Genomic DNA, 23,446 nt, shown 5'->3' with positions numbered 1-23,446 from the left:
CTGCTTCCATTTGTGCCCCTGCCAAGGAAGTTTATTTTATCATAATTAGGTTGGAGGCTCAATATGAGCAATTATGAGCAGAATTATATATGATAAGATGATAACGAACATAGACATAACCATCTATTCCATTCAGATATTACATAGATTTATTAGTAAAAAGGGGGCTTAGTGTGAGCATGAATAGAACGGAGCAGGATAGCTTAACAGGAAAAACAGCGATTATCACAGGCGCAAACAGCGGCATTGGATTTGAAGCAGCGAAAGATTTTGCCCAAAAAGGCGCTAGGGTTGTGATGGCTGTAAGAAACGAAGACAAAGGAAAAAGTGCCCGTAAAATGATCTTGCTGGAACATCCGAAAGCACAGGTTGAGGTTATGAGGATTGATATGGCAGACCTCAAGAGTATTCAGGACTTCACAGACGCTGTGAAAGGTCAATTGGACTCAGTAGATTTTTTAATTAACAATGCCGGGGTGATGATGCCTCCTTACTCTAAAACAAAGGATGGCTTTGAACTGCAATTCGGCAGCAACCATCTTGGCCATTTCGCGTTAACAGGCCATCTGCTTTCTTTACTAAAAAACACACTGGATTCGCGTGTTGTCACGGTGAGCAGTCTTGCCCATAAAGGGTCGAAAATTATGTTCGACAACTTGGACGGATCAAAGGGATACAAGAAGTATCCATTTTATGGACAAAGCAAACTGGCCAACCTGATGTTTGCCAAAGAATTAGATAAGAGATTGAAGCAAAATGATCTAGAAACAATCAGCCTCGCCTGCCACCCAGGCATCTCTTCTACTAATCTGTTCAAGTTTGGAAAAAAGGATGCACCCACTTTTCTGAAAAACGCAGCGGCCAAGCTGCTGCAGCCAGCTGAAATGGGGGCTCTCCCGACCATTTATGCGGCAACCCATCCATCATTAAAAGGCGGCGAATATATAGGCCCAGACGGCAAAGGCCGCCGAAAAGGCTATCCTTCCCTGGACACACCGCACTCTGTCGCAAACGACGACGCTGTCATGAAGAAACTATGGGAAGTTTCAGAGAAGTTGACTGGGGTTGTATTTGACTTTTCAAAATAGAGCGGAGCAGGTGCTGGCTTTATAAAAAAAAGCCAGCATCTCTTCTCTCATACAATTGGGTTACCTATCTAATTTTCTATCTAACCATAAATACAAAAACCGCTGGTGCATGTGATACGATTTTCCGTACTACATACACCAGCGGTTTTAATCTTGATTGGAGGCACTCGGCTAGCTAAGCACCCCCTCATTCTTTAAGATCTATTTTCAGCTACTGAATAATAATCTTCAATTAAAGCATAAGCTGCATCTGTAATAGCCTCCGGCAAGGTAGCACCTGTTCCAACTGCATTATCGAAGCACACGATAGAAACACCGTTTGTACGATATTTAACCCCAAACATCTCTAGCTTCTTTACGATTACCATCGCATGCTCCATGAATTTCTCAGGTAAGAAGTATGATTCATGAACAAATGCATCTTTTTCTACATCATACCAGCAATTCTTTCCATGTTCTTTCCAACCAAGAATCTCACGTACAATTCTATCTTTTTTGTTCATCACCATTACCTCTTTCCTTCATTATTTAAAAGAATCACTTTATTGTTATACAACATAATTTAATTAATTAAGATAATTATATAACAGATTAAATTCGAAAACTACTATTTTTAGAAAATATGTAAAATAAAAATATAACAGACCATTCTCTTTCTACCCATATTCCTTTACAAAATTACACAAACTAGCCTCTAGTTTCAATACTCTAAAAAGGTAATTATTTGCCTGCCATTCACGAGAAAGTTTATAGACAGAAAAGAAGCAGAGGAACCGTACCTCTGCTTCTACGATTCTTCTGCTTCTTCTTGGTTTATTTCGTTAATTGAATGGATTGATATTTTGTAATATATTCGTCAAGAGTTTGGCTTAATGTTAAAGTTTTCACGCTAGCAAGTCCTTCTTGCATGCCCGTTTGAATCATTTTTTCACGGATTGAATCGATGGCGTTAATTAGGTCTTTTTTTTCATCTGGATTGGACTTTACTAACATTACATTGGCCCCTTTTTTTCAGAATATAGTTATATTTTGGTAATTCTCTCTAATTTCTTTTAGTGTGTAGTACTCAAAATCTAGCAACGTCTCATTTCGTTACTATTAAATTATCATAAAATAGCTTCGAATGAAGGCGAATCTTGTACCCAAAAGAAATAAAAATCACTACATTTACTGTAATATATCTACAAAATTCGCCATATTTCATCAAAAAGTGAATGACTATCAAGCACAAAGGTGTCAGGTACCATAAAAAGGCAAATACAAGCAATTTGTCTTTTTGCGGTGCCTGACACCAGTTATCATTTATCGCGCTAGGGCGTTGATGCTTGCTTTTTCTTTTTTGCCGTGGAGCATAAAGTAAAGTGCAGTTGAAACGAGAACAACCCCTCCTAAAATCTCATACAAAGTACCATAGCTCATATACGGAATGAAAAATCCAAGAAGATACGGGCCAAATCCCAGCCCTGCATCAAGAAAAATAAAGAAGGTGGATGTTGCTAGTCCCATACGATGAGGCGGTGTCAGCTTCACAGCAATGGCCTGTGTACATGACTGCATATTTCCAAACCCTAATCCAATAAGGACCCCCGATAATAGCAGCGTCATGCTGTTGTGGGCTGTACCTAAAAGCAAAAAACCCGCTGTAAAGAGAATAAAAGCTGGGTACATCACATAATTTGCTCCCTTTGCGTCCAATAAACGACCTGTAAATGGGCGAGAAATCAACACGGCAACTGAGTAAACAAGAAAGAAGAAGCTAGCTGCACTCACTAGGTCAATTTCAATCGCATAAAAATTAATAAAAGACAGAACACTAGAATAGCAGAAAGAGACAACTAGTGTAATGACAGCAATCGGAACAGCCTTTGGCTCGATGAACTGTGAAAGCTTAAAGCCTTTTATTTGAGCGGTTTTAACCGATTCCTCTAAGATAGGCACATGGACAAAAATGGCGGTAATTAAACTGATGATTCCAAGAATCAGACAAAGACTAAATATTACTTGTGCACTTGTATGCTGGCTCATATACAGTCCAATAAATGGCCCGATTGCTGTAGCCAATGTTGCACTCATGCTGAAATAACCAATCCCTTCCCCTTTTCGTTCTGCCGGAATAATCTGGGCGACAATTGTTCCCGTAGCCGTACTTGCAATCCCCAGCGTAATCCCGTGTAATAAACGAGTAATCAATAGAAAGGTAATACCTATTTGGATAAAATACAAGCTAGTAGCCAATAGATAGAGAATCAATCCAAGAAATAACGTTCTTTTGCGGCCAATTGAATCGATCAACCGGCCGATAAACAAACGTCCAAATAAGGTCCCAACAATAAATATTCCCGTCACAAGTCCTGCTTGACTGGCAGTAGCATGATATTTATCTGCTGCATAAATCCCGATAATCACAATTAATAAATAAAAAACCATTGTTAGCAAAAAATTAACGCTCGATACAATGATAAAATCCTTCGTCCAAAGCTTCGGTTTATTCACTTTTTCTCCCCTCTTGTTTCACAAGATTATCCTTTATTTTAGGCAGGGTTTGGAACGTAACAGCCTGCTCTTCCTCTGCAATCCCGTCCATTACTCTATACTCCAAATCCGTAATTCTTTTCCTCATATCTTTATAAATCTCTTCTCCAGATTCTGTTAACTGTATTACTTTCTCCCGCCGGTCTTTCCCTGGAATTTGCTTCACGATTTGCAGCTCTTCCAAGCGGTGAACTCTTCTTGTAATGGTCGGCTTTTCCACCTGATAATAAGTTGAAATATCTACCAGTGTCGAAGGCCCATTATTTTTAATATAAAAAATGACCTGCCATAAGGAATAGGACAGCTGATGAGAACTCAATAATTCATTCAGTGTCGTGATAAGAGGCCGATAAAGACTTAAATAACGCTGAAAAAACCCCTGCATTTCCCTTACTCCTTTCATCAATATAATTACCCTAGATAACTATTACTAATAGTAACTATAATCCCTTCTGAAAAAGATGTCAAAGGGAATGCCTATGACTAGTTCGGTTTAAATCACGTTAAATTCTATTCAGTTCCCAGCGTTAATATCCAGTTTAAGGGATTTGAATAAGTTTGTTTACAACAAAAAACGAGCCAGGATACAAACCATAGCTCGTTTTCTTTATTATTTTTGTAATTGAATCAGCTCGACTAATTCCTGATTTAATCCTTTCACGGCACGGTCGCCCACGACTGTAACAGGAACACCCAGGAAGCCGTATTTTTCCACTTCCTTTTTATATTCTTCACTTTTTGTGATATTCCTTATCTCAAACGGAATTCCTTCCGCAGTCAACATTTGTTTGACAACACTGCACTCCACACAATCATCCATTGTATACACAATAACGGGTTTTTCCACTTTTTATCCTCCTAAGGGACAGAAATACTTCTGTTCATGATTAGCTACTTTATAAGCTGTATTAGATTAAAACAGCCGCGGATTGCTTAATAGGTAAAATAATCTCAACCGTTGTTCCTTCATTAACAGTGCTTTTTATATGGATGCTTCCCTCATGTTCTTGAACAATTTTATGACAAATCATTAACCCTAAGCCCGTTCCTTTTTCTTTCGTACCGTAAAAAGGTTCACCAATACTTTTCATTCGTTCCTCAGAGATGCCGCATCCTTGGTCAATAAACCGAAACTTCATCTGGTCTGGACCGTGTCTCATTGCTAAGATTTTAATACTGCCTCCATTTGACATAGACTCCACACTATTTTGAAGGATATTCACAAAAACCTGTTTGATTTGGTGTTCATCACATTCAATCATTGGCAAGTCAGAATCAATCTCTTGGATCATTTCTACTTTTCGCAATACAGCTTGTGTATGAAATAATGTAACAACATATTGTAAAAGAATGTTTATATCAGTTGGTAGCATTTTATTTACATGAGGCTTTGCCAATGATAAAAATTCCTTCACAATACTTTCCACACTATCAAGTTCTGACAGCATAATATCAGTATAGTTAGGTGGATTTGAATCCTTTTGCATGAGTTGCAGAAATCCTTTAATAGTAGTAAGCGGATTTCTTATTTCATGTGCAACACCTGCAGCCAATTGCCCGACAACGGTTAACTTCTCCGTTTTTCGGATAAATTCATCCATCCTCTTTCGTTCCGAAATGTCACGCGCGACAATAATAATATATTCTACTTCTCCATTCGCACCAAGTACTGGCGTTCCTTGAGACTCCATATAAAACCAGTTTCCATTAACATGCCGAATTCGGTACTCAAATTGAGATGGAGCTTTAACCAACATCATGTGCAAAAATTGTTCCTGAGTACGAAGAACATCGTCAGGATGAATAAAGTCATAAATGGTATGCATTTCATACCAGATTGGCGGATATCCTGTTACCTTTTCATGAGAAGGCGAAGCGTATTTAATTCTGCCATCGGTACCGATTACTCTAACTAAATCCAACATATTTTCGGCAATAAGACGATATTTGGCTTCACTTTCTCTTAAGGCTTCCTCTACTTGCTTTCGTTTCGTAATATCGACACAAGATCCTATAACCTCCACTACTTTGCCTCCTTTTCGTACAGGCCGCAGTGAAGCTAGATAGCAGACACCATTGAGTCCGCCTTCATACGTGACATTCTCCTCGTTATTCCAAGCCCTCTGATAATATTGTCTTTTCTCTTCTGCCACTTCTAGAGAAAAGAAATCACTCAGGCTCTTTCCAATGATTTGTTCCGGGATGAGACCCATTCGATACATTAACTCTCCATCACATAAAGTATGAATAAAGTCACCACCCTCTTCCACATACTTAAAAATCATCCCTTGCTGATTCCTAATCGTATCCACTAACTCTTGACGGGCCACTTTTAACGCTTCTTCCATCCACTTTTGATTCGATATCTCTTGAGGAATTCCCGTCTGCTCGATAATTTGTTCAATTTTGGCTATTTTTTGCACAAGCTCCTCTGGAGGCAGCGGTTTACAAAACATAAATCCTTGAGCAACATCACAAAGATTCCGTTGAAGGAAAAGCAGTTGTTCCTTCTGCTCAATCCCTTCTGCCACTACTTCAAGTTTTAACTGATGAGCCATGGCTATAATCGTTTTTACAATGATGGCATCATTCGAATCAATTGTACAATTACGAATAAAAGATTGATCAATTTTTATTTTATCAATCGGTGCTTCTTTCAAATAATGAAGAGAACTATATCCTGTTCCAAAATCATCTAAGCTGATAGTGACACCTAAACCCTTTAACTCCTTTAACACCTTCAGTGCGTGATCACTGTCAATCATCATGGTCTCTGTTATTTCAAGTACAAGATATTTAGGGTCAAGACCTGTTTCTTCTAAAACAAGCCCAACTAGTTCAACCAAATTGGGTTGATAAAGCTGAAGGACAGAAAGATTCACTGATGTTTGAAATGGCGCCAGTCCTGCATCTTGCCAAGCTTTTGTTTGTATACAGGCAGTCCGTAAAACCCATTCGCCCATTGGGATAATCAAACCTATTTCCTCCGCTATAGGGATAAATTCTCCTGGCGAAATAAATCCCTTTTCAGGATGTTTCCAACGAATTAACGCCTCTACTCCGGTCATTTTCCCTGAGGTTAAATGAAGCTTAGGCTGATAATAGAGCTGAAACTCCTTTTGCTCCAGCGCTTTACGAAGATCTATTTCTAATTCTAAACGTTCATACGTATGTTCTTTTTGGCTAAAACTATAAAATTTATAATGATTTCTTCCGCTGCGTTTTACTTGATACATGGCCGAATCAGCCTTTTTAATTAATTCTTCCGCACTCTCTCCATCTGTTGGATAGAGACTAATACCAATACTTGGTGTGATATATAGTTCATATTGGCCTAAATAAAATGGAGCCGCCAAGCACTCAAGAACGCGGTTGGCAGTATCTGACGCTTCCTCTCTATAGCCATTCGGCAAGGAAATTAAAAATTCATCTCCCTCGTATCTAGCCATATCACCTTGTTGATGGATGCAGTCTGATAATCTAACTGAAACCTCTTTGATCAATTGATCCCCTATCTCATACCCCATCGTATCTCTTATTAATTTAAACTGGTCTAAATCAACGTATAAAAGTGCAAGATGATCCATTCTTAAATCAGATAAGGAGTCCTCTAAAATCTGCCAAAAGCGGTAACGATTAGGCAGCCCTGTTAAGCGATCATAATAGGCCATGTATTCAATGGTATCTTCTGCCTTCTTCCTAGCTGTAATATCAATAACCGTACCCATGATGGCCGGTTTGCCATTATAGCTTGTATTTGACCCCAGTACTTCCATATGAATAATAGTTTGATCTTTTGCTAGAGCACGATACTGATTTTGAACGGTTGGAACATCCCCCTGCAGGTGCTTTCTTATGTTTTCCTGAATGATTAAACGATCTTCTGGGTAAACAAAATCTATGACATTCGAACCAATGAATTCTTCATAACGATAACCTAGCCATTCAGTAAACTTCTGATTAACATACATCACTCTTTCATCTTGAATGATAAATATGCCAACTAACGATTCTTCTGCCAAACTCCGATATTTAGACTCCGCTTCTATTAATGCCTTCTGTGCCTGATTAAATACAGTCATATCCTTTGCAATCCCATACACGCCAACGATTTGTTCATCAATAATGATGGGGATGTTTTTAACATATAGTTCAAAACAGTCTCCATTTTTACCATATATAGCAGCCTCATAGTTAGATGATTTTCCATTTTTGGCTTGATAAAAATGCTTAATGGTCTTTTCTCTATAATTTGGAACAACATAAGAAATAAATGGTTGATGTACTAATTCATCCTCTGTATAACCGTAGGCTTCTATAACATTATTTGCACTTAATAAATTCCCCTCTAGGTCAAAAATAAGGATAAGATCTGGACTCTGTTGATAAAGGGATTGATAGTATTGTTCATAGGTTTTTAATGTTAACCATTGATTGTTCTTCTTCCGTAGATAAACAGCAAATGCAGAACAAGTAACAACTAAAGTCATGACGATTGAAAAAATAACAAGAATGATATTATTTGCGTCAAAAGTGAAATCCATACTGTCCCCTCGCTGTTAGGCATGATGAAAAATCCTCATCCTTTTTTGTGTTCTAAATCGACTGTGATATGGCAAATAATAAACACCACGCGATTATTGTTTTTAATTATATAAAAACTCACACTCTTTTGATAGTTTTTTTGGGATAATAAATTTCAGCAAATAATAAAGGAGGGACAATCACTGCCCTCCTTTATTCCAAGTACTATATTAAAGTAAAAGAAATTACCAGATTCATTTATTATTTATCACCAACAAACAGATTCCTTCCTGCACCCATTCCGACAATAAAGATGAATACAGATGCACCTACTAGTAATAGAAGAGGGGTTGTCCAGCTATTTGTTAGCTCCTGCAGATAACCAAAAAGCGTTGGTCCTGTAGAAGCCAATAAATAACCAACAGACTGGGCCATTCCCGACAGCTCGGCTGCCTGCTGCGCATTTCTTGTACGTAAGCCGAAAAAAACCATGGCTAGCCCAAAGGAGAATCCTGCCCCCAATCCAAGAATAACCACCCATAAAAGGATCCACTCCATGCTGCCATAAAGCAGGCCGATATTTCCAGTGAAAAGACATAGGGCTGTAATGGCAACTAATAGGCGCTGGTTGGACATTCGGCCAGCGAGTATCGGAGCAATAAACGTTACAGGCAGTACGGTAATCTGCATAATTGAAAGCAGCCAGCCCGCTTGTTCTGCGTTTAAGCCCTGTTGTTTTAGCAGCTCTGGAAGCCATGTTACCAGCACGTAAAACACCATTGACTGCAAACCCATAAACAGCGTCACCTGCCAGGCAAGTGGAGAACGCCAAATATTCACCTGTTGATTGTCTGTATGATGAGAAACAGACGCTGATGTTCGGTCTGAACGACGCTTCATTTGCGGGAGCCAGAATAAAATAGATACGAAGCTGAGAATCCCCCACACTCCAAGCGCCCCCTGCCAGCCATAGCCTAATCCAATCGCCACGGGAACACTGATGCCAGACGCAATGGCGCCGAATAAATTCATCGAGATAGAATAGACGCCAGTCATGAGGCCAATCTTTTCGGGAAACTCCCGCTTAATCAAACTTGGCACCAAGACATTACCTGCAGCAATTGCCAAGCCAAGGACTGCCGTACCAATATAAAGAGTGGCAACACCAGATACGGATCGCAAGCTAATTCCAATAGTTAGAAGGATAATCGAGACTAAAAGAACACCCTCTGCTCCAAACCTTCGCGCCAATTTAGGAACAAAAGGCGAGAAGAAGGCAAAGGCAAGCAACGGCACAGTGGTAATCATCCCTGCTAATGTATTAGATATATGCAAATGGTCCCGGATAGAATCAACAAGCGGTCCCACAGAGGTTAACGGAGCTCGTAGATTGATAGCGATAAAAATGATTCCGACTAAAATAATCCAAGCTGCCCGCGACTTGGACTCTGCTTTCGGCTCCTTTTTTAATTGATTGACAACATTCATTCTTTTCCCTCTCTCTTTGTTTGTAGATTAAAAATTTTCAGATAAGTATTACTAAAAAATAAAAGGGCTTCGACCCCTTTCTAGTAATCTATATTTTACAATAATATTGAGCATTTGGATAGAAAGTCGCTCATAGACGTGAAAAAGTCACAAAAAGGGTTTCCTCAAATGTAACTAGGAATATCCTTTTGTGACTTTTGTATTCTAGACTTATATTTTATAATTTAATACAAACATTGGATAGTTCAGAATAGAATTCAAAGCTGTGAATACCGCCTTCACGGCCAATACCACTTTGCTTCATTCCGCCAAATGGTGTGCGAAGATCACGAAGGAACCATGTGTTTACCCAGATAATTCCAGCTTCTACTTCTCTTGCTACACGGTGAGCACGACGTAAATCATTTGTCCAAATAGAAGCACTTAATCCATATTCTGTATCATTTACTTGATCAAGAACGTCTTCTTCCGTGTCAAATGGAATCACTGTGACAACCGGTCCAAAGATTTCTTCTTTCACCACACGGCAATGACGATCAAGACCTGTAATAATCGTAGGCTCTAAATAATATCCTTTTTCTAATCCTTCAGGGCGCTTACCACCAGTTAGCACTTCTCCGCCTTCTTCTTTCGCTAACTCAACATAGCTTAGAACGCGCTCATAGTGGTCTTTACTGATCAATGCGCCGACTTTTGTTTGTGGATCAAATGGATCTCCAACGACTAATTCTTTTGTTTTTGCTGCAAATTTTTGAATAAATTTATCATAGGCAGAACGTTCTACATAGATTCTAGAACCGCAAAGGCAAACTTCCCCTTGGTTAATAAAGCTTGATTTTAACGTTGTTTCAATGACTTCATCTAGATCCGCATCAGCGAAGATCACATTTGGATTCTTTCCGCCAAGCTCGTAAGAAAGCTTTTTCAATGTATTAGCTGCTGATTTCATAATCGTTTGACCAGTTAATGTTTCACCAGTAAACGTAATCGCATCCACATCTTTATGTTCAGTAAGTGCTGTACCTACTACGCCGCCAGAACCATTTACGATATTAACAACGCCGTCTGGAACGCCAGCTTCTTTACAAATTTCTCCCATTACGGTTGCCGTTGTTGGTGTTAGACTTGCCGGCTTAATAACAACTGTATTACCAGCAGCAAGAGCTGGTGCAAGTTTCCAAGTCATGAGTAATAAAGGTAGGTTCCAAGGACTGATGATTCCCACAACTCCAACTGGACGACGAACGGAATAGTTGATGGCTACATCATCTGTTTCATAGGCTTCTGTTCCTACAGAGCGTAAATAGTCTGCAAAGAAATGGAAGTTATAGGCCGATCTTGAAATATCAACGGCCGTTGACAACCAGATTGGTTTTCCTGTATCTAATGATTCAAGTCGTGCAAGCTCGTCTTTTCTTTCTAGAATAATATCTCCGATTTTACGAATAACGGCAATTCTTTGATCCAATGTGAACTTCTTCCAAGGGCCTTTTAGCGCTTTTTTCGCTGCAGATACTGCTGTATCAACTTCTTCTTGTCCACCTTGTGAAATTTGGCTAATCACTTCTTCTGTTGCAGGGTTAATATTCGGTTTTACCTTCCCTGAAACTGACTGAACATATTCTCCATTAATAAAGTGTAAACTATCAACTGACTTTACTAAGCTTTCTGCTTGTGTGCTCATCTAAACATCCTCCTCATTATTTTTTAATCAATCCTATATATCTACTCTGAAATTAATAGATTATTTGATTGATTGATTGATTGATTGTATGTTCTAGGGTTAATAAAAGCCCTTGATTACTAAAATACATATTGATACTATGTGTGCTCTAGTTCACAATATTGACCTGCCTACCATTATGATAATGGTTAAAGAAACATTTTTAAACATTCTAACAATTTTCTTTAAAGAGCCACTAGAGCGGTAATATGATTACTTTATATTTGCTATACTAATTAATCTACTTCATTATCACAACAACAAGGTTTCTCTATATGAAACAAATTAAAAAATATTTTCATTTTTTTATATGTTTTATATTTTTAGCCTAATCTAAATATTGTATCAATCTTGAAAAACCTTTGTTTTTGTAAATGTTATGAGAGGATTCCAGCTCCCGGATGATTGACCAGCCGCATAATACACTGGAGTCCAATTCTCATCAATGATTCCTAACAGCATGGCTAAATGCCGGCCTCCGGACTCAACCTTTGCAAAGCTTGAAAATTGCGGCAGCATGTTATAGGCCTCACGATATTGCTTATTCATCACTAGATCAACAAACTGTTTATCCATCGCATGCTCAGAAACGGTTGGCATATGATGTCTGCCGCGCACTAAGTTATGAGCAAGCGCACCACTTGAAACAAAAATAACCTTTTTGTCTGTTTCTTGTAAAACCTTCGCAATCGCTTGACCCCATTCATAGGTTTCTTGAAGATTGGCAGCTAACGTCACGGATAGGTTAACGACAGGAATATCTTCATTTGGAACAAGATAACGTAATGGAACCACCGTACCGTAATCCCATACAAAAAACTCGTCATATACCCCTTCAACTGCAAGTGAGGCATCTTTTCCTGCTTGAACTAATTGGTTGGCTAATTCTTCATCACCTGGGTAATGATAGGGAACATCTTTAATCAGATCTGGAGCTTCTGTTGCCGTAAGAAGGCCTTTATGCACAGGATAGCAGTCTACATAGTGTGCGAAAGTGGACGGCCAGTGACAAGACACTAACACGATCACATCTGGCTTTATTTGAGCGATTTCCTTAGAAACTTCCTTTAAACCATCCACCATCTCTTGCTGAAATTCTGGTACTTGATCTTCATGGCAAATACTTGGGACATGTGGTACGAGCATACTTAATTCAATCGTCATGAATAATTCCTCCCTTTATCGATAACTATTTTGAGTGTCTTTTACTAAAGCATCACCTAGTAAAGAATGAGCCCCTTTATCACTTATTTCTCTTGGAGGCCATGCACATAGGTCAAATGGGTAATCCGATCCGGCAACGACTCGATCTTCACCAACTGTTTTAACAAGAAAATCGATACTATCCTGATTCCAGAGGACTGTATCATACCAAAAACGTTTTAAATATTCAGAAGGCGGAGCTTGTAAATTAGAAGAAACAAGTTCCCATTGTTCATAGCCTTTATCTAATCGCCCTATTTGGTATGGCAGTAAGCCTCCCCCATGAGCGAATAATAGTTTGAGATTTGGGTATTTATCAATGATTCCACTTAATAGTAAATCTGTCACACAGATTGTTGTTTCCCATGGAACTCCGATCAAATTAGGCATCATTCTTCTCTTTAACCGAGGATCTTCGCTTAGCAGTGGATGAATGAATAGAATAGCTTTCAATCTATTCGCTTCTTCAAACAATGGTTGAAAAAAAGAATCTGAAAGCATTTGTCTTCCTAATCCAGGTCCTATGATGGCACCCTTTAATCCAAAATTCATCGCTTCATTTAAAACCTGCGCCGCTTTATCAGGGTCTCTTAATGGCACTGTTCCAAGAGCTGATAGTTTTTCTGGATTCTCCTTAATTAAAGCAGCAAGCGATTTGTTATAAATTCTGGACATCTCTACGCTGATATCTAATGGGAAATCATACATAAAAAGCTGTGGGATAGGTGAAACCACCGAATGTGTTATCCCGACATTTTCCTGTTCTTGCAAATAAATTTCAAAATCAATAAACGTTTTTTTTAATTCAAATCCCCACTTTTGATTTACAACAAGAAATTCCTCTTTATTTTTCTCCTTCTTTATCCATTCTGCATTTACTGCATTCTTATTTTCTTTCAGCCAGCTAAGAACATCTTCAGGGATAAAATGGGTATGAAAATCATACATATATGTATAAATCCTCCTCTAGTAAATCTTCTGCTAACATAAAACATTTCACGGATGTCGCATAAAGTGTCAGACCTCCACCGTTTTTCGATGCTGATATATGATGCCTGACACCATTGCTTTTGGGACAACCTCCGGGTGTTGCGCGGCACCTAGCCCTTAATCAACTCAAGCTGGGACGCGGGACTGTCCCCTTGGGCCGGATCCGTGGTCTGGAACATTTGCTCTTGTATGTATTCTACGGGCATGGGCTGTCCTGTCCACATTTCGAATGCGAGGGCACCTTGCCAGAGCATCATTCCGAGACCGTTGATGGCTGTTGCTCCCACTGCTTCTGCTTGCTGCAAAAGCTTTGTTTTGAGCGGGCTGTAGATAACGTCTGTTACAATCAGATCTGGACGCAGTAAGGTCGGATCTTCAATGACGCTTATTCCTTCAAGCGGCTTCATCCCCACACCTGTACCGTTTACCAGAAGATCACTTGAGCGAATTTCCTTTTTCAATTGCTCTTGATTTTCAAGAGGGTATACATTTGCTTTTACGGAAAATTGCTTGATTTCTTCATTAATAATACGTGCATTTTCAACTGCCCTTGCATAAAATTGATCATTACGTGCAAAGATGCTAATCTCAGAGATTCCTTCTAATGCCGATTGCATGGCAATACTGGTTGCTGCACCACCCGAGCCGATTAATGTCATCTTCTTCCCTCTTATGTCAAACCCATGCTCTTTGAGATTTCGCGTGTATCCCCTGCCATCTGTATTGTGCCCGATCAATCTTCCATTTTCATTGACTACCGTGTTAACAGACCCTGTCAATTGAGCGCTGTCTGCCAGTTCATCTAAATAAGGAAGAATCTTGGTTTTATTTGGCATGGAAACATTAAATCCGCGTAGATTCAGGGCCCTCATCCCTTTGATGACATCCTCTAATTCCTCGTTCCCTACCTCAAACGCCATGTAGGCATAATTTAATCCTAATTTTTTAAAGGCGAGGTTATGCATGGTTGGGGATAAGGAATGTCGGATCGGTGTGGCAAATAACCCGATTAATTGTGTTTTCCCGTCTATAACGCCTAAGTTTTGCATTCTTAGTACCTCCTTTTTTTCTTAAAAATAGTAACCTCATCGAAATTTGTGTAATGTGCCTAAAGCCCTTCTTAATTCAGGAACAGGTATCTGTCCTGGTGCGGACTCCTGATTTCCAGCACCAAATGTCGCAGCAGATCCGAAGCATTCACCTGCAAGGCGGCTGATTAAACCCTTTCCTCCCATTGATATTGTGATAATCGGGCGATCGGCATAATTCGTTTTCATTGTGTTCGTTGCCTCTAAAAGGGTGATAACATCTTCAACACCGTTTGGCATCACAGCGATTTTAGGAATATGGGCCCCCAGCTCCTGCATTTTGCACAACCTTGTGAGAATCTCCTGTTTCGATGGTGTTTTTTCAAAATCATGATTGGACATAATGACATATACACCATTTGCTTCAGCCGTTTCCACTAGCTCTTTGACATACTTTTCTCCAGTAAAAAGCTCTACATCAACAAGATCGATTTTCTTTGTCATGATCGCCGCTTGCAATAATTCAACATAGTAGGAAACGGGAACTTCTTTATTTCCTCCTTCTTTATGACTTCTGAACGTAAAAAGAAGGAGTTCATCAGAAAGGACCTTTCGCAATGTAGAGATCATTGCCTGAACAGCTTCAATCTGGTCAACATGTTCATAAACATCTACGCGCCATTCAACGATATCCGGTTTTACCCTTTTGACCTCATTTACTTCTTGAACAAGCTGCTCGGTCGTATTCCCCATTAATGGAACAATTATTTTCGGTATTCCTTCTCCCAATACCGTCTTACCAATTGATAAAATTGCCATTTGCTTTTACTCCTTTTTGTTAGATCGATCTAATAAACTAGTAAATGAAGGTATCAATGCTCATAAATTGTTTCCATTGCTCTAATGATTCTCGTAAACATGGGAATCCATCTCTTCCAAAGTATTCTAATGAAATAAATCCTGAATATTGACGTCTTTTCAATTCTTTTAAAATGGCCACATTATCTACATCACCGTTAAAAATAGCAGCTGGTGTAGTTTTATAACGCTCTTTCAGATTGTAGTGATAATTTTTCAAATGCACATGGCTAATATGGCTGTATACCGTATCAAGTACTTGCATCGGATCCTCTTGGTCAACGTACAAGTTAGCAGCATCGTATATTAATTTGATTCGCGGATGATTAATATCGTTTACTAGCTTTTGAATCGATTCAATCGTATCAGCAAATGAATCGTAATGGATCTCAATCGCTACATCCACATTATATAAATCAGCTGTCTCAGCAAATTTTTGAAACTCGGTAACGGTTTCAGACCATTGTTCAGGAGATGCGTTTCTTGATGCGACATGTCCTGCGAACGTTCGGATCATCGGACAATTTAGTTGGTGTGCGGCATCTAGCAATTTCGTTGCTTGATTCACTTCGCTAATATGCTGCTCCCGGTTCCATAGCTTTGAAAAAGTGGTATAGGCACTAATGGACGGAATTTGGATCCCATTCGTTTCTAATAACCCAGCTAATTTATCAAGTGGTCCGTGCTTCTCCTGAAATCTTTCGATATGTTTGCTCCATAACTCTAGACCTTTAACATCCTGATTCATCGGCGCTACCCATTTAATGATTTCATCAATATCCCATTCTTTAAATCCTGTCGTACATAAACTTAGCTTCATGTTAATTCCTCCTCTTTTTGTTAGATCGAGCAATTTTGTTAGATCGATCTAATTTTTAAGTGAAATGTTGGTAGATTGATTTATAATTTTATGAAAGCACTAGATCGATCTAATTTTTACAAAAATATATTAGACCGATTAAAAAAATTATAATAGTGTTAGATCGATCTAATTGTTGTAACCGCTTGCTCATTTCTATGTTTATATAAATTTATACCACAACTTTATCAGCTTATTCAATAATATTTTTCTAAAAATGCAAAATAATTTATTTTTTCATATCTGTTTATTAACGTTTGCGGCAATGAATCGGCCGTCGCTTAACTTGACTAATTAGCAAAGAAAGACATGCTCTGTTTGCTAATTAGTCGTTGCAAGCCAAATATGCCAGCCAGCCTCCATGAGTGTTTCCTGTGATAAATTCAGCGGAAGAATTCATTTTCAAGTAGATTCTCGAACAATTAATTCTGGCTGCAAAATAATTCGCTTCTTTTCACCTTCAGATTGAGTAATCCTTTGATGCAGAAGATTAGCAGCTGTTTTGCCGGTAAGCTGCGCAAATGACGAGACCGTGCTTAACGGAGGATAAAATATTTCTGCTTCCGGTATATTATCAAAACCCATGATAGCTATATCCTCACCAGGTTTTAATCCAGCCTCTCTTACCCCTTGTACAACACCAAATGCAACTAAGTCACTGAAGCAAAAAATAGCAGTAGGACGATTAGGCAGCGAAAGAAGTTGACGGACCGCATCCACACCGCCCTCCCTTGTAGGTACACTATCTATCACGATGGATCCGTCCAATTCTATTCCCGCTTGCTGAAGCGCTAAAGAGTATCCTTCCATTCTCTCAATCCAAGTAGAAGCTTTGCGGTAGCCTCCTAAAAACGCAACCCTTTTATGACCTTTCTTAATTAAATGCTCTACAGCCATTTGAGAACCAGCTTGATAATCAACCCCAACAAAATCACAATTTGATCCAGCCAGCTCCCTTACAGCAAGAATTGCAGGGATTTGTAATTTGTTTAACCGGTTAACGGTTTCATCTGCACTTTCCGAAACCGGGCAAAGAATAATTCCCCCAACTCTATGTTCAATCATGCTCGAAAGAATTTGATCCTGCTTTTCAACAGAATCAAACGTTACTCCTAACAGCACGGTATAACCGATCTCTTCTAATGTATGATGGACTCCTTTCAATAAGTCCGAATAGTAGGTGTTCGATATATCTGTAATGATGATCCCGATTGTTGTAGAACTTTTTGAACGTAAATTCGCGGCAACACGATCATAGACATAACCCAATTCTTCCATCGATTTTAAAACCTTTTTACGTGTTTCAGATGAAATTTTAGGACTATTTCGAACAATTAGTGAAGCCGTTGCACGTGAGACCCCGGCATGCTTTGCCACATCCTGCAAGGTGACAGGTTTTTTGCTTGATTGATTCATAGTCAAACCACCAATTTAAATTCTTTTTAATTTTTCTAATAGATTTGTTTTAGAGCGTAACGTATTTGTCCATATTTTATAAGAATATAGGCCGTTTTACAAACTAGTTTTATTTTTATAGCTTTGAAAGAAATTTAATGGCCATTATGGTCCACTCATGAGCCTATTGGTACGGATATGAGGCAGATTTCTGTGAACGATAAATTACATTGTTTAATTTTTTAATATTTAAAAAATGTTGACAAATTAAAATAGGGTTTTTATTATAGAAAATATTAATAAAACTGAAAACGATTTCTATAGTTCCCTCTTAGATAATAGTTTGGTTTTATTATTCTTTATAAATTAGATCGATCTAACAACTAATTAGTTTAATTAGATCGATCTAATAATCTTTAATTTTTAAAAAGGAGGATAAACATATGAGAGATACGTTATAGAAGACGGTTATTCATTACGACTTCGAGATCCGAGAATAATCTTTCTATAACAAACAATACTATTAAATTAGATAAAGAAATTATATAATTATATCTAAAAATTTTAAACAGTCCTTTAGTTTTAAAAAATCTAGCAACTTGTATTCCCGCGAATTATTTTTTACAAATAATTACACATCTACCTCAATGGATCAAAAGCGATGGAATTTGACAACCATGCTGCCGCTACATAACTTTCCGGACGATACATTTTGATCCTTTAACCATGATTCTTTTGTTTTATATGTCTTGTCGATTCTATAAAAGTTAGAAGGAGAAATGTTATGAAAAATAAGTATCTATCAACAGCTTTCGGGCTTTACCTAAATTATTTTGTTCATGGTATGGGATTAATTATTATCTCTCTAAACATCGACGTTTTTGCATCAAAATGGGGTACAAGTGTTGCAGGTGCTGCAGCAGTTGTTTCTTCCTTTGGAATTGGTAAATTAATAGCAGTATTTTTATCTGGGGTCGTTTCAGATAAATTTGGGAGAAAGGCATCTATTATATTAGGCATATTGTTCTATCTAGCGTTCGCAATTGGAATTTTATGGAGTCCTACTGCGCCTATTGCTTACTTCTTTGGGATTTTAGCAGGGATAGCTAACTCTTTCTTAGATACAGGTACTTACCCGGCGTTAATGGAAGTTTTCCCCAAGAAACCTGGTCCTGCTAATATTATTGTCAAATTCTTCATTCAAGGGGGACAGTTCTTGCTTCCTATCATTATCGGTTTTCTTGTGGTGCAGGGATTTTGGTATGGATGGAGTTTTACGTTACTGATTGCTATCTTAACGCTCAATTTGATCTTTATGAGTACTCGTAAATTCCCGCCAATGGCTGCCCCATCTCCGGAAATCGCCGTAAAAGAGAAAGGTCATGAAAAGAAGGGCAAATTTCATTTTAGTATTGAAGAAATTTGTATGATTTCCTTTGGCTTTGTTGGATTAACATTACTAACTATTTTAGGACAATGGATGGCTAAGTATGGAACAGAAGTTGTCCAACTGGGTGAAAATGCTGGAAGAATGCTAGTCTCTTATGCAAGTATTGGATCACTCATTTGTGTCATTGTAACGTTCACATTAGGAAACAAGGGAGTGAAGTCGTCCCCTATTATTTTGACGTATACTATAATGACAGCGCTTATATCCCTTGTTTTATGGGCATTCCCTTCTCCGATGGTCGCTAGTGTAGGTGCCTTTTTCTTGGGCTACTTCTCAGCTGGCGGACTTATTCAGTTAGGGTTGACGCTTTTAGTAGATCATTCAAATAGAGGAAAAGGGGTTCTTACAAGTCTTTACACGATTTCTGAAGGAATCGCCCAATTTTCGATGCCTCTTATCCTAGCAGCCATTTCTAAATTTGATATTGCCTATGTCTTTTTATTAAATGCGGCTGTTGCTTTATTGGGATTCGCTTTAGTTTTGATTGTTTGGATTCGTGATAAACAAAGAAAGGTACATCAAGACATCCAAATAAATGAACCGGCAATCTAGAGAATAATCTCATCAAAAGGTAGAAGTGAAAGCTATACAGCTCACACTTCTACTTTTTATTTTGAAACTAGTTAATCTCGATTTCATTTTATCTTCCTTTATAAGTACCCCCTACACAAATGTACAAGAGTAATTATCTGTCGACCACATGCACGAGGAAAAATACAAAAATGCCGAAAAAGAATTAAAATAAATCATTCTTATTGTTTAAAGTATGCTTAGTATGTTTCTTTTTTTGTCTTTCAAATATCGTATCGTGGTTGCTGACTAGCATGATGTTGACTAAACAGTTGAAATTCAATCAAACGTTTGTTTAAGAGCAAAAGACGTTACTAGATTGAAATCCAGGTTATAAGCTTTTCTTTGTAAAGATGAGCTCTGGATTCGGACTCTGCTTCAGTTTTTTCGCTTTCCCCTATCCGAACCATCTATAGGAAACAGAAAAAACACTATTAACATAGTAAAAAAAGTTTTAAATCTATTCCGTTTTAGCATATAATGATACCAATACGTTTTTAAAGGACGTGAGATGATGGTTAGATACTTAGCTATGACTTTTCTTTTACTGCTTGCTAGCTTTTTCTTTATTTATGTTGACCATCATAGTCCAATCCATTACGAAAGCCAAACATTGATGGATCATGAAAGTTTTCATAACGAACATGACCCAATTGATGATAAGGATAAATTAATCTACTTCAGTACATTCATTTCCTTGTTGTTATTTCCCTATCTGTTTACAAACGTTAACCCTTCTCTGATTCAGTTAATAAGAAGGAAAGCGTTACTCACACCTATTTTTTATCAATCGAATTATGTGATCACTGCTCCTTTAAGATAATCATTAACATTTTATTTTAAAGGAGGACACAAAAATGTTGTGGATGAGATTTGTGATGATTGGAATGTTTTCACTGACAGCTCTTACTCTTTTATCCTATCAAGGGATTGAGATCTTTCAGGCATTTATGGATTATTTCAAACAAAAGTCGTGAGATGCTTAAAGAGTGTAAGGAATTTCTTACACTCTTTTTCGTTTAAGGTATTCCGAGAATTGTCTGCTTCAGCAAGTGAGGGTCCTTTATGCTCTGCCTTATCACATTAGGATATACTTCACTCAACAAACGAAATAATACCCCCACTAACCCCAACAATAATGATACTCTGCCCAAAACCGCATACTATCCCGGTTACGAATCTCAATGTGTTGTTGCTCATTCGATATTTCTTTTTCTGTGTCCAGCCGTCGATAATCATGGGGAAATTTAAGAGGATTCCGAGCCATAAAGGAAGATTCCACCCAGTAATCAGGAGAATCGGAAACAATAAATAACCCGCTAATATTCCTGTACATCTTGCACATAGCGGCAGTGTATAGCCCATTATGGTTAGACTCCTGGACTTCATTCGGTGACAAGGGACAATCTTAAAGACTCGCTCTAGCTTAATCACAATTTGGCCCGCAATCGCAATCAGGACCTAAATTACAATCAGGAAAACCACAGTCCGGAGTACAATCATACTTCTTTTTTCTTTTATTTTTTCCATAATAGATAACGATGAACAACAGTAAGAGAATTCCTGCACTGATACCGATTGAGCCAAAGAGAATTTCACCTTGAATCAGTAACGCTACTCCAACAATAAAAGCAATAATCATCCCTGTCAGAAGAAGAAAAAACATCTTTTTTCACCTGTTTCTTAAATATTTAGCATCATGATTCTAGTAAAAATCCTTATATAAATATATTCCATTTGATCTCGAAAAAAACCTTTTTTACCGGTACATAACAGAGTACACCACTCTCTTTTCTCACATTTGCCGTTCCCCCTTCAAGACCCATTTCTCCATATTTCAAATGAATGTCCTATATCAAATAAATGATTCCCTTCATATTTTATGAATAGAGCGATATTTTTTACTTACAGGAGATGGTTCTTTGGCACGTACACCATTGGCAAGTATGCTGCAGAAGGCCTATGCAACTGCGCATATGGAAATGGAGCGGCAGAATAAGAGTGGACAAGTTAGGAAGAATTCGGATGAGAACTCGGTAAAGAAAAAGTCTGGGAAAAATAAGCGACCCTCAAACGATAAAGGCAAAATGAAACAACAGCCCAGGATCGTCATTGTCGGAGCGGGCTTGGCAGGCCTCACTAGTGCTTATCGTCTAAAGCAGGCAGGGATTTCTGCTGTTGTATATGAGGCGTCCAACCGAGTTGGCGGACGATGCTGGACAAAAAAGGATGCCTTCAAGGATGCTCAAATAGTTGAACGCGGGGGAGAATTAATCGATACGGCTCATACTAATATTCGGGCACTTGCCGGGGAGCTTGGATTAGTGTTCGATGATTTAATCGAAGCCGAAACGCTAGGGACAAAACCGTTTTACTTTTTTGACGGGGCCCCTTATAGCTTTGATGATGCGACAAAGGATTTCCTGCACATCTATCCTCAGCTGCAGCAGGATTTAGCAGAGGTAGGAGACACCACACTGTATCATAGCTTTACAGAGCGGGGCTTTGAGCTTGATCATATGTCTATTATTGATTATATCAATGAAATGGTTCCAGGAGGCATTGATTCGAGGTTTGGTCAGTTGCTTGCGGTTGCTTATACCATTGAATACGGGGCAGATGCTGATGAGCAGAGTGCGTTAAACCTTCTCTATTTATTAGGATACGCCCAAAAAGGCCCACTACAGTTGTACAGAGAATCGGATGAAAGATTGCGTATTAAAGGCGGGAATGAACAGCTGGCTGCATTATTAGCTAAAGAGCTAAAAGGGCAAATTGTGTTAAATTCTGAGTTGATAAAAGTAGAGCAAAATAAGAAAAACGAAGTCAGACTCTTCTTCCGAAATGGTGAAAAAGAGTGGGAAGTTACGGCTGATAAAGTAATTTTGACCATTCCGTTCAGTCTGTTAAAAATGATAGATTACAAGAATGCTAATTTTCGCACATTAAAGAAAATGGCTATTGAAGAGATGGGAATGGCTGTCAATACAAAACTGCATCTGCAATTTACCAATCGGTTCTGGAGAGAGCTTGGTAACAATGGAGAAACCTTTTCCGATACAGGGTACCAAAATACCTTTGAGTCTTCTCGTGCTCAAAAAGGGAATTCGGGTATTCTTGTAGACTATACAGGCGCGGAGACAGCCGAAAAAATGAATCCTGCTGATAATAAGGAATTAAAGAAAATAACAAAAGGCGTTTTGGACAAGTTGGAGCCTGTTTTGCCGGGAAGCAATAAGAACTGGAATGGATTAGCCACAATCGATCACTGGCTTAGCAACCCGTGGTCAAAAGGTTCCTATTCGTTTTGGAAGGTTGGACAGTATACATCATTTGCCGGGATAGCTGGAGAAAGAGAAGGCAATCTATTCTTTGCGGGTGAACATACATCGGTTGACTTTCAAGGCTATTTAAATGGAGCAGTTGAAACCGGTGACAGGGCAGCACAGGAGATATTAGACGATTTATTTGGGGAGAAAGAATAGAGCTAGCTATCCAAAATCCTTTTTATGTAAAAGCAGGCTAAAAAGGTGATACGAGTTTAGTATCACCTTTTTAATTATTATCAATCTATGAAAGAGGCATGTATTTGGACTACATTACGCATTGCTTGATTTGATTTGTCCGAAGGAGGCTGGGATTCAGACTCTGCTTCGGCTTTTCTCGCTTTCTTTGTCCGAACGAGGACTGGGTTCAGACTCTGCTTCAGCTTTTCTCGCTTTCTTTGTCCGAACGAGG

20 protein-coding genes are annotated in these 23,446 nt (G+C 38.5%); 4 read left to right on the top strand and 16 right to left on the bottom strand.

Going from position 1 to position 23,446, the window contains the following annotated elements:
• The first annotated feature begins 179 nt into the window (after window positions 1–179).
• Window positions 180–1,088, top strand: coding sequence for an oxidoreductase (locus tag F4V44_RS02650; protein WP_150438522.1), 909 nt, complete (start codon window positions 180–182; stop codon window positions 1,086–1,088).
• 194 nt (window positions 1,089–1,282) lie between these two features.
• On the opposite strand, the gene F4V44_RS02645 is transcribed toward F4V44_RS02650, so the two are convergent.
• The 14 genes from F4V44_RS02645 to F4V44_RS02580 all read right to left on the bottom strand — a co-directional run bounded on the left by F4V44_RS02645 (window position 1,283) and on the right by F4V44_RS02580 (window position 17,709).
• Complete coding sequence (locus F4V44_RS02645; protein ID WP_150438441.1) at window positions 1,283–1,591, bottom strand: BC1872 family protein; 309 nt, start codon at window positions 1,589–1,591, stop codon at window positions 1,283–1,285.
• A gap of 310 nt (window positions 1,592–1,901) precedes the next feature.
• Window positions 1,902–2,081 (bottom strand): aspartyl-phosphate phosphatase Spo0E family protein, encoded by a 180-nt coding sequence (locus F4V44_RS02640; protein WP_150438440.1) that lies wholly within the window; start codon window positions 2,079–2,081, stop codon window positions 1,902–1,904.
• Window positions 2,082–2,390: 309 nt separating this feature from the next.
• Window positions 2,391–3,581 (bottom strand): MFS transporter, encoded by a 1,191-nt coding sequence (locus F4V44_RS02635; protein WP_150438439.1) that lies wholly within the window; start codon window positions 3,579–3,581, stop codon window positions 2,391–2,393.
• Complete coding sequence (locus F4V44_RS02630; protein WP_150438438.1) at window positions 3,574–4,005, bottom strand: MarR family winged helix-turn-helix transcriptional regulator; 432 nt, start codon at window positions 4,003–4,005, stop codon at window positions 3,574–3,576. Before F4V44_RS02630 ends, F4V44_RS02635 begins: the two co-directional genes overlap by 8 nt.
• A gap of 225 nt (window positions 4,006–4,230) precedes the next feature.
• Window positions 4,231–4,467, bottom strand: a complete 237-nt coding sequence (locus F4V44_RS02625; protein ID WP_191090534.1) for a glutaredoxin family protein — start codon at window positions 4,465–4,467, stop codon at window positions 4,231–4,233.
• A 61-nt stretch (window positions 4,468–4,528) separates the two neighbouring features.
• A complete protein-coding gene (locus tag F4V44_RS02620; protein ID WP_150438437.1) occupies window positions 4,529–8,164 on the bottom strand; it encodes an EAL domain-containing protein in 3,636 nt (1,211 codons plus the stop codon).
• A gap of 241 nt (window positions 8,165–8,405) precedes the next feature.
• A complete protein-coding gene (locus tag F4V44_RS02615) occupies window positions 8,406–9,632 on the bottom strand; it encodes a CynX/NimT family MFS transporter (protein WP_150438436.1) in 1,227 nt (408 codons plus the stop codon).
• A gap of 217 nt (window positions 9,633–9,849) precedes the next feature.
• Complete coding sequence (locus F4V44_RS02610) at window positions 9,850–11,316, bottom strand: aldehyde dehydrogenase (protein ID WP_150438435.1); 1,467 nt, start codon at window positions 11,314–11,316, stop codon at window positions 9,850–9,852.
• A gap of 384 nt (window positions 11,317–11,700) precedes the next feature.
• Window positions 11,701–12,519 carry a DODA-type extradiol aromatic ring-opening family dioxygenase gene (locus tag F4V44_RS02605; RefSeq protein ID WP_150438434.1) on the bottom strand — a complete coding sequence of 273 codons (819 nt, stop codon included), beginning with the start codon at window positions 12,517–12,519 and terminating at the stop codon, window positions 11,701–11,703.
• Between the two features lie 15 nt (window positions 12,520–12,534).
• Window positions 12,535–13,506: an amidohydrolase family protein gene (locus F4V44_RS02600; RefSeq protein WP_150438433.1), complete on the bottom strand. Its 972-nt coding sequence runs from the start codon at window positions 13,504–13,506 to the stop codon at window positions 12,535–12,537.
• Window positions 13,507–13,658: 152 nt separating this feature from the next.
• Window positions 13,659–14,597: a shikimate dehydrogenase gene (locus F4V44_RS02595; protein ID WP_150438432.1), complete on the bottom strand. Its 939-nt coding sequence runs from the start codon at window positions 14,595–14,597 to the stop codon at window positions 13,659–13,661.
• A gap of 36 nt (window positions 14,598–14,633) precedes the next feature.
• A complete protein-coding gene (gene aroD, locus F4V44_RS02590) occupies window positions 14,634–15,395 on the bottom strand; it encodes a type I 3-dehydroquinate dehydratase (RefSeq protein WP_150438431.1) in 762 nt (253 codons plus the stop codon).
• A 37-nt stretch (window positions 15,396–15,432) separates the two neighbouring features.
• Window positions 15,433–16,254, bottom strand: a complete 822-nt coding sequence (locus F4V44_RS02585) for a sugar phosphate isomerase/epimerase family protein (protein WP_150438430.1) — start codon at window positions 16,252–16,254, stop codon at window positions 15,433–15,435.
• A gap of 441 nt (window positions 16,255–16,695) precedes the next feature.
• Window positions 16,696–17,709 carry a LacI family DNA-binding transcriptional regulator gene (locus F4V44_RS02580; protein WP_150438429.1) on the bottom strand — a complete coding sequence of 338 codons (1,014 nt, stop codon included), beginning with the start codon at window positions 17,707–17,709 and terminating at the stop codon, window positions 16,696–16,698.
• 763 nt (window positions 17,710–18,472) lie between these two features.
• Between F4V44_RS02580 and F4V44_RS02575 the strand changes: the two genes are divergently transcribed.
• On the top strand, window positions 18,473–19,690 hold the full coding sequence (locus tag F4V44_RS02575) for an MFS transporter (protein WP_150438428.1): 1,218 nt from the start codon (window positions 18,473–18,475) through the stop codon (window positions 19,688–19,690).
• A 529-nt stretch (window positions 19,691–20,219) separates the two neighbouring features.
• Window positions 20,220–20,531, top strand: a complete 312-nt coding sequence (locus F4V44_RS02570; protein WP_150438427.1) for a hypothetical protein — start codon at window positions 20,220–20,222, stop codon at window positions 20,529–20,531.
• Window positions 20,532–20,803: 272 nt separating this feature from the next.
• Here F4V44_RS02570 and F4V44_RS02565 read toward each other — a convergent pair whose 3' ends face one another.
• Both F4V44_RS02565 and F4V44_RS02560 read right to left on the bottom strand, forming a co-directional pair.
• A complete protein-coding gene (locus F4V44_RS02565; RefSeq protein WP_150438520.1) occupies window positions 20,804–21,097 on the bottom strand; it encodes a DUF2085 domain-containing protein in 294 nt (97 codons plus the stop codon).
• A gap of 37 nt (window positions 21,098–21,134) precedes the next feature.
• Window positions 21,135–21,374, bottom strand: a complete 240-nt coding sequence (locus F4V44_RS02560) for a hypothetical protein (RefSeq protein ID WP_150438426.1) — start codon at window positions 21,372–21,374, stop codon at window positions 21,135–21,137.
• A 256-nt stretch (window positions 21,375–21,630) separates the two neighbouring features.
• On the opposite strand from F4V44_RS02560, the gene F4V44_RS02555 reads away from it, so the two are divergent.
• Window positions 21,631–23,193, top strand: a complete 1,563-nt coding sequence (locus F4V44_RS02555) for a flavin monoamine oxidase family protein (protein WP_150438425.1) — start codon at window positions 21,631–21,633, stop codon at window positions 23,191–23,193.
• The last annotated feature ends 253 nt before the right edge of the window (window positions 23,194–23,446 follow it).

It is taken from the genome of Niallia endozanthoxylica, assembly GCF_008710145.1.
Taxonomy (GTDB): domain Bacteria; phylum Bacillota; class Bacilli; order Bacillales; family Cytobacillaceae; genus Bacillus_BD; species Bacillus_BD endozanthoxylica.
The sequence above is the reverse complement of the archived record's forward strand: the minus strand, read 5'-3'. Positions and strand labels throughout refer to the sequence as shown.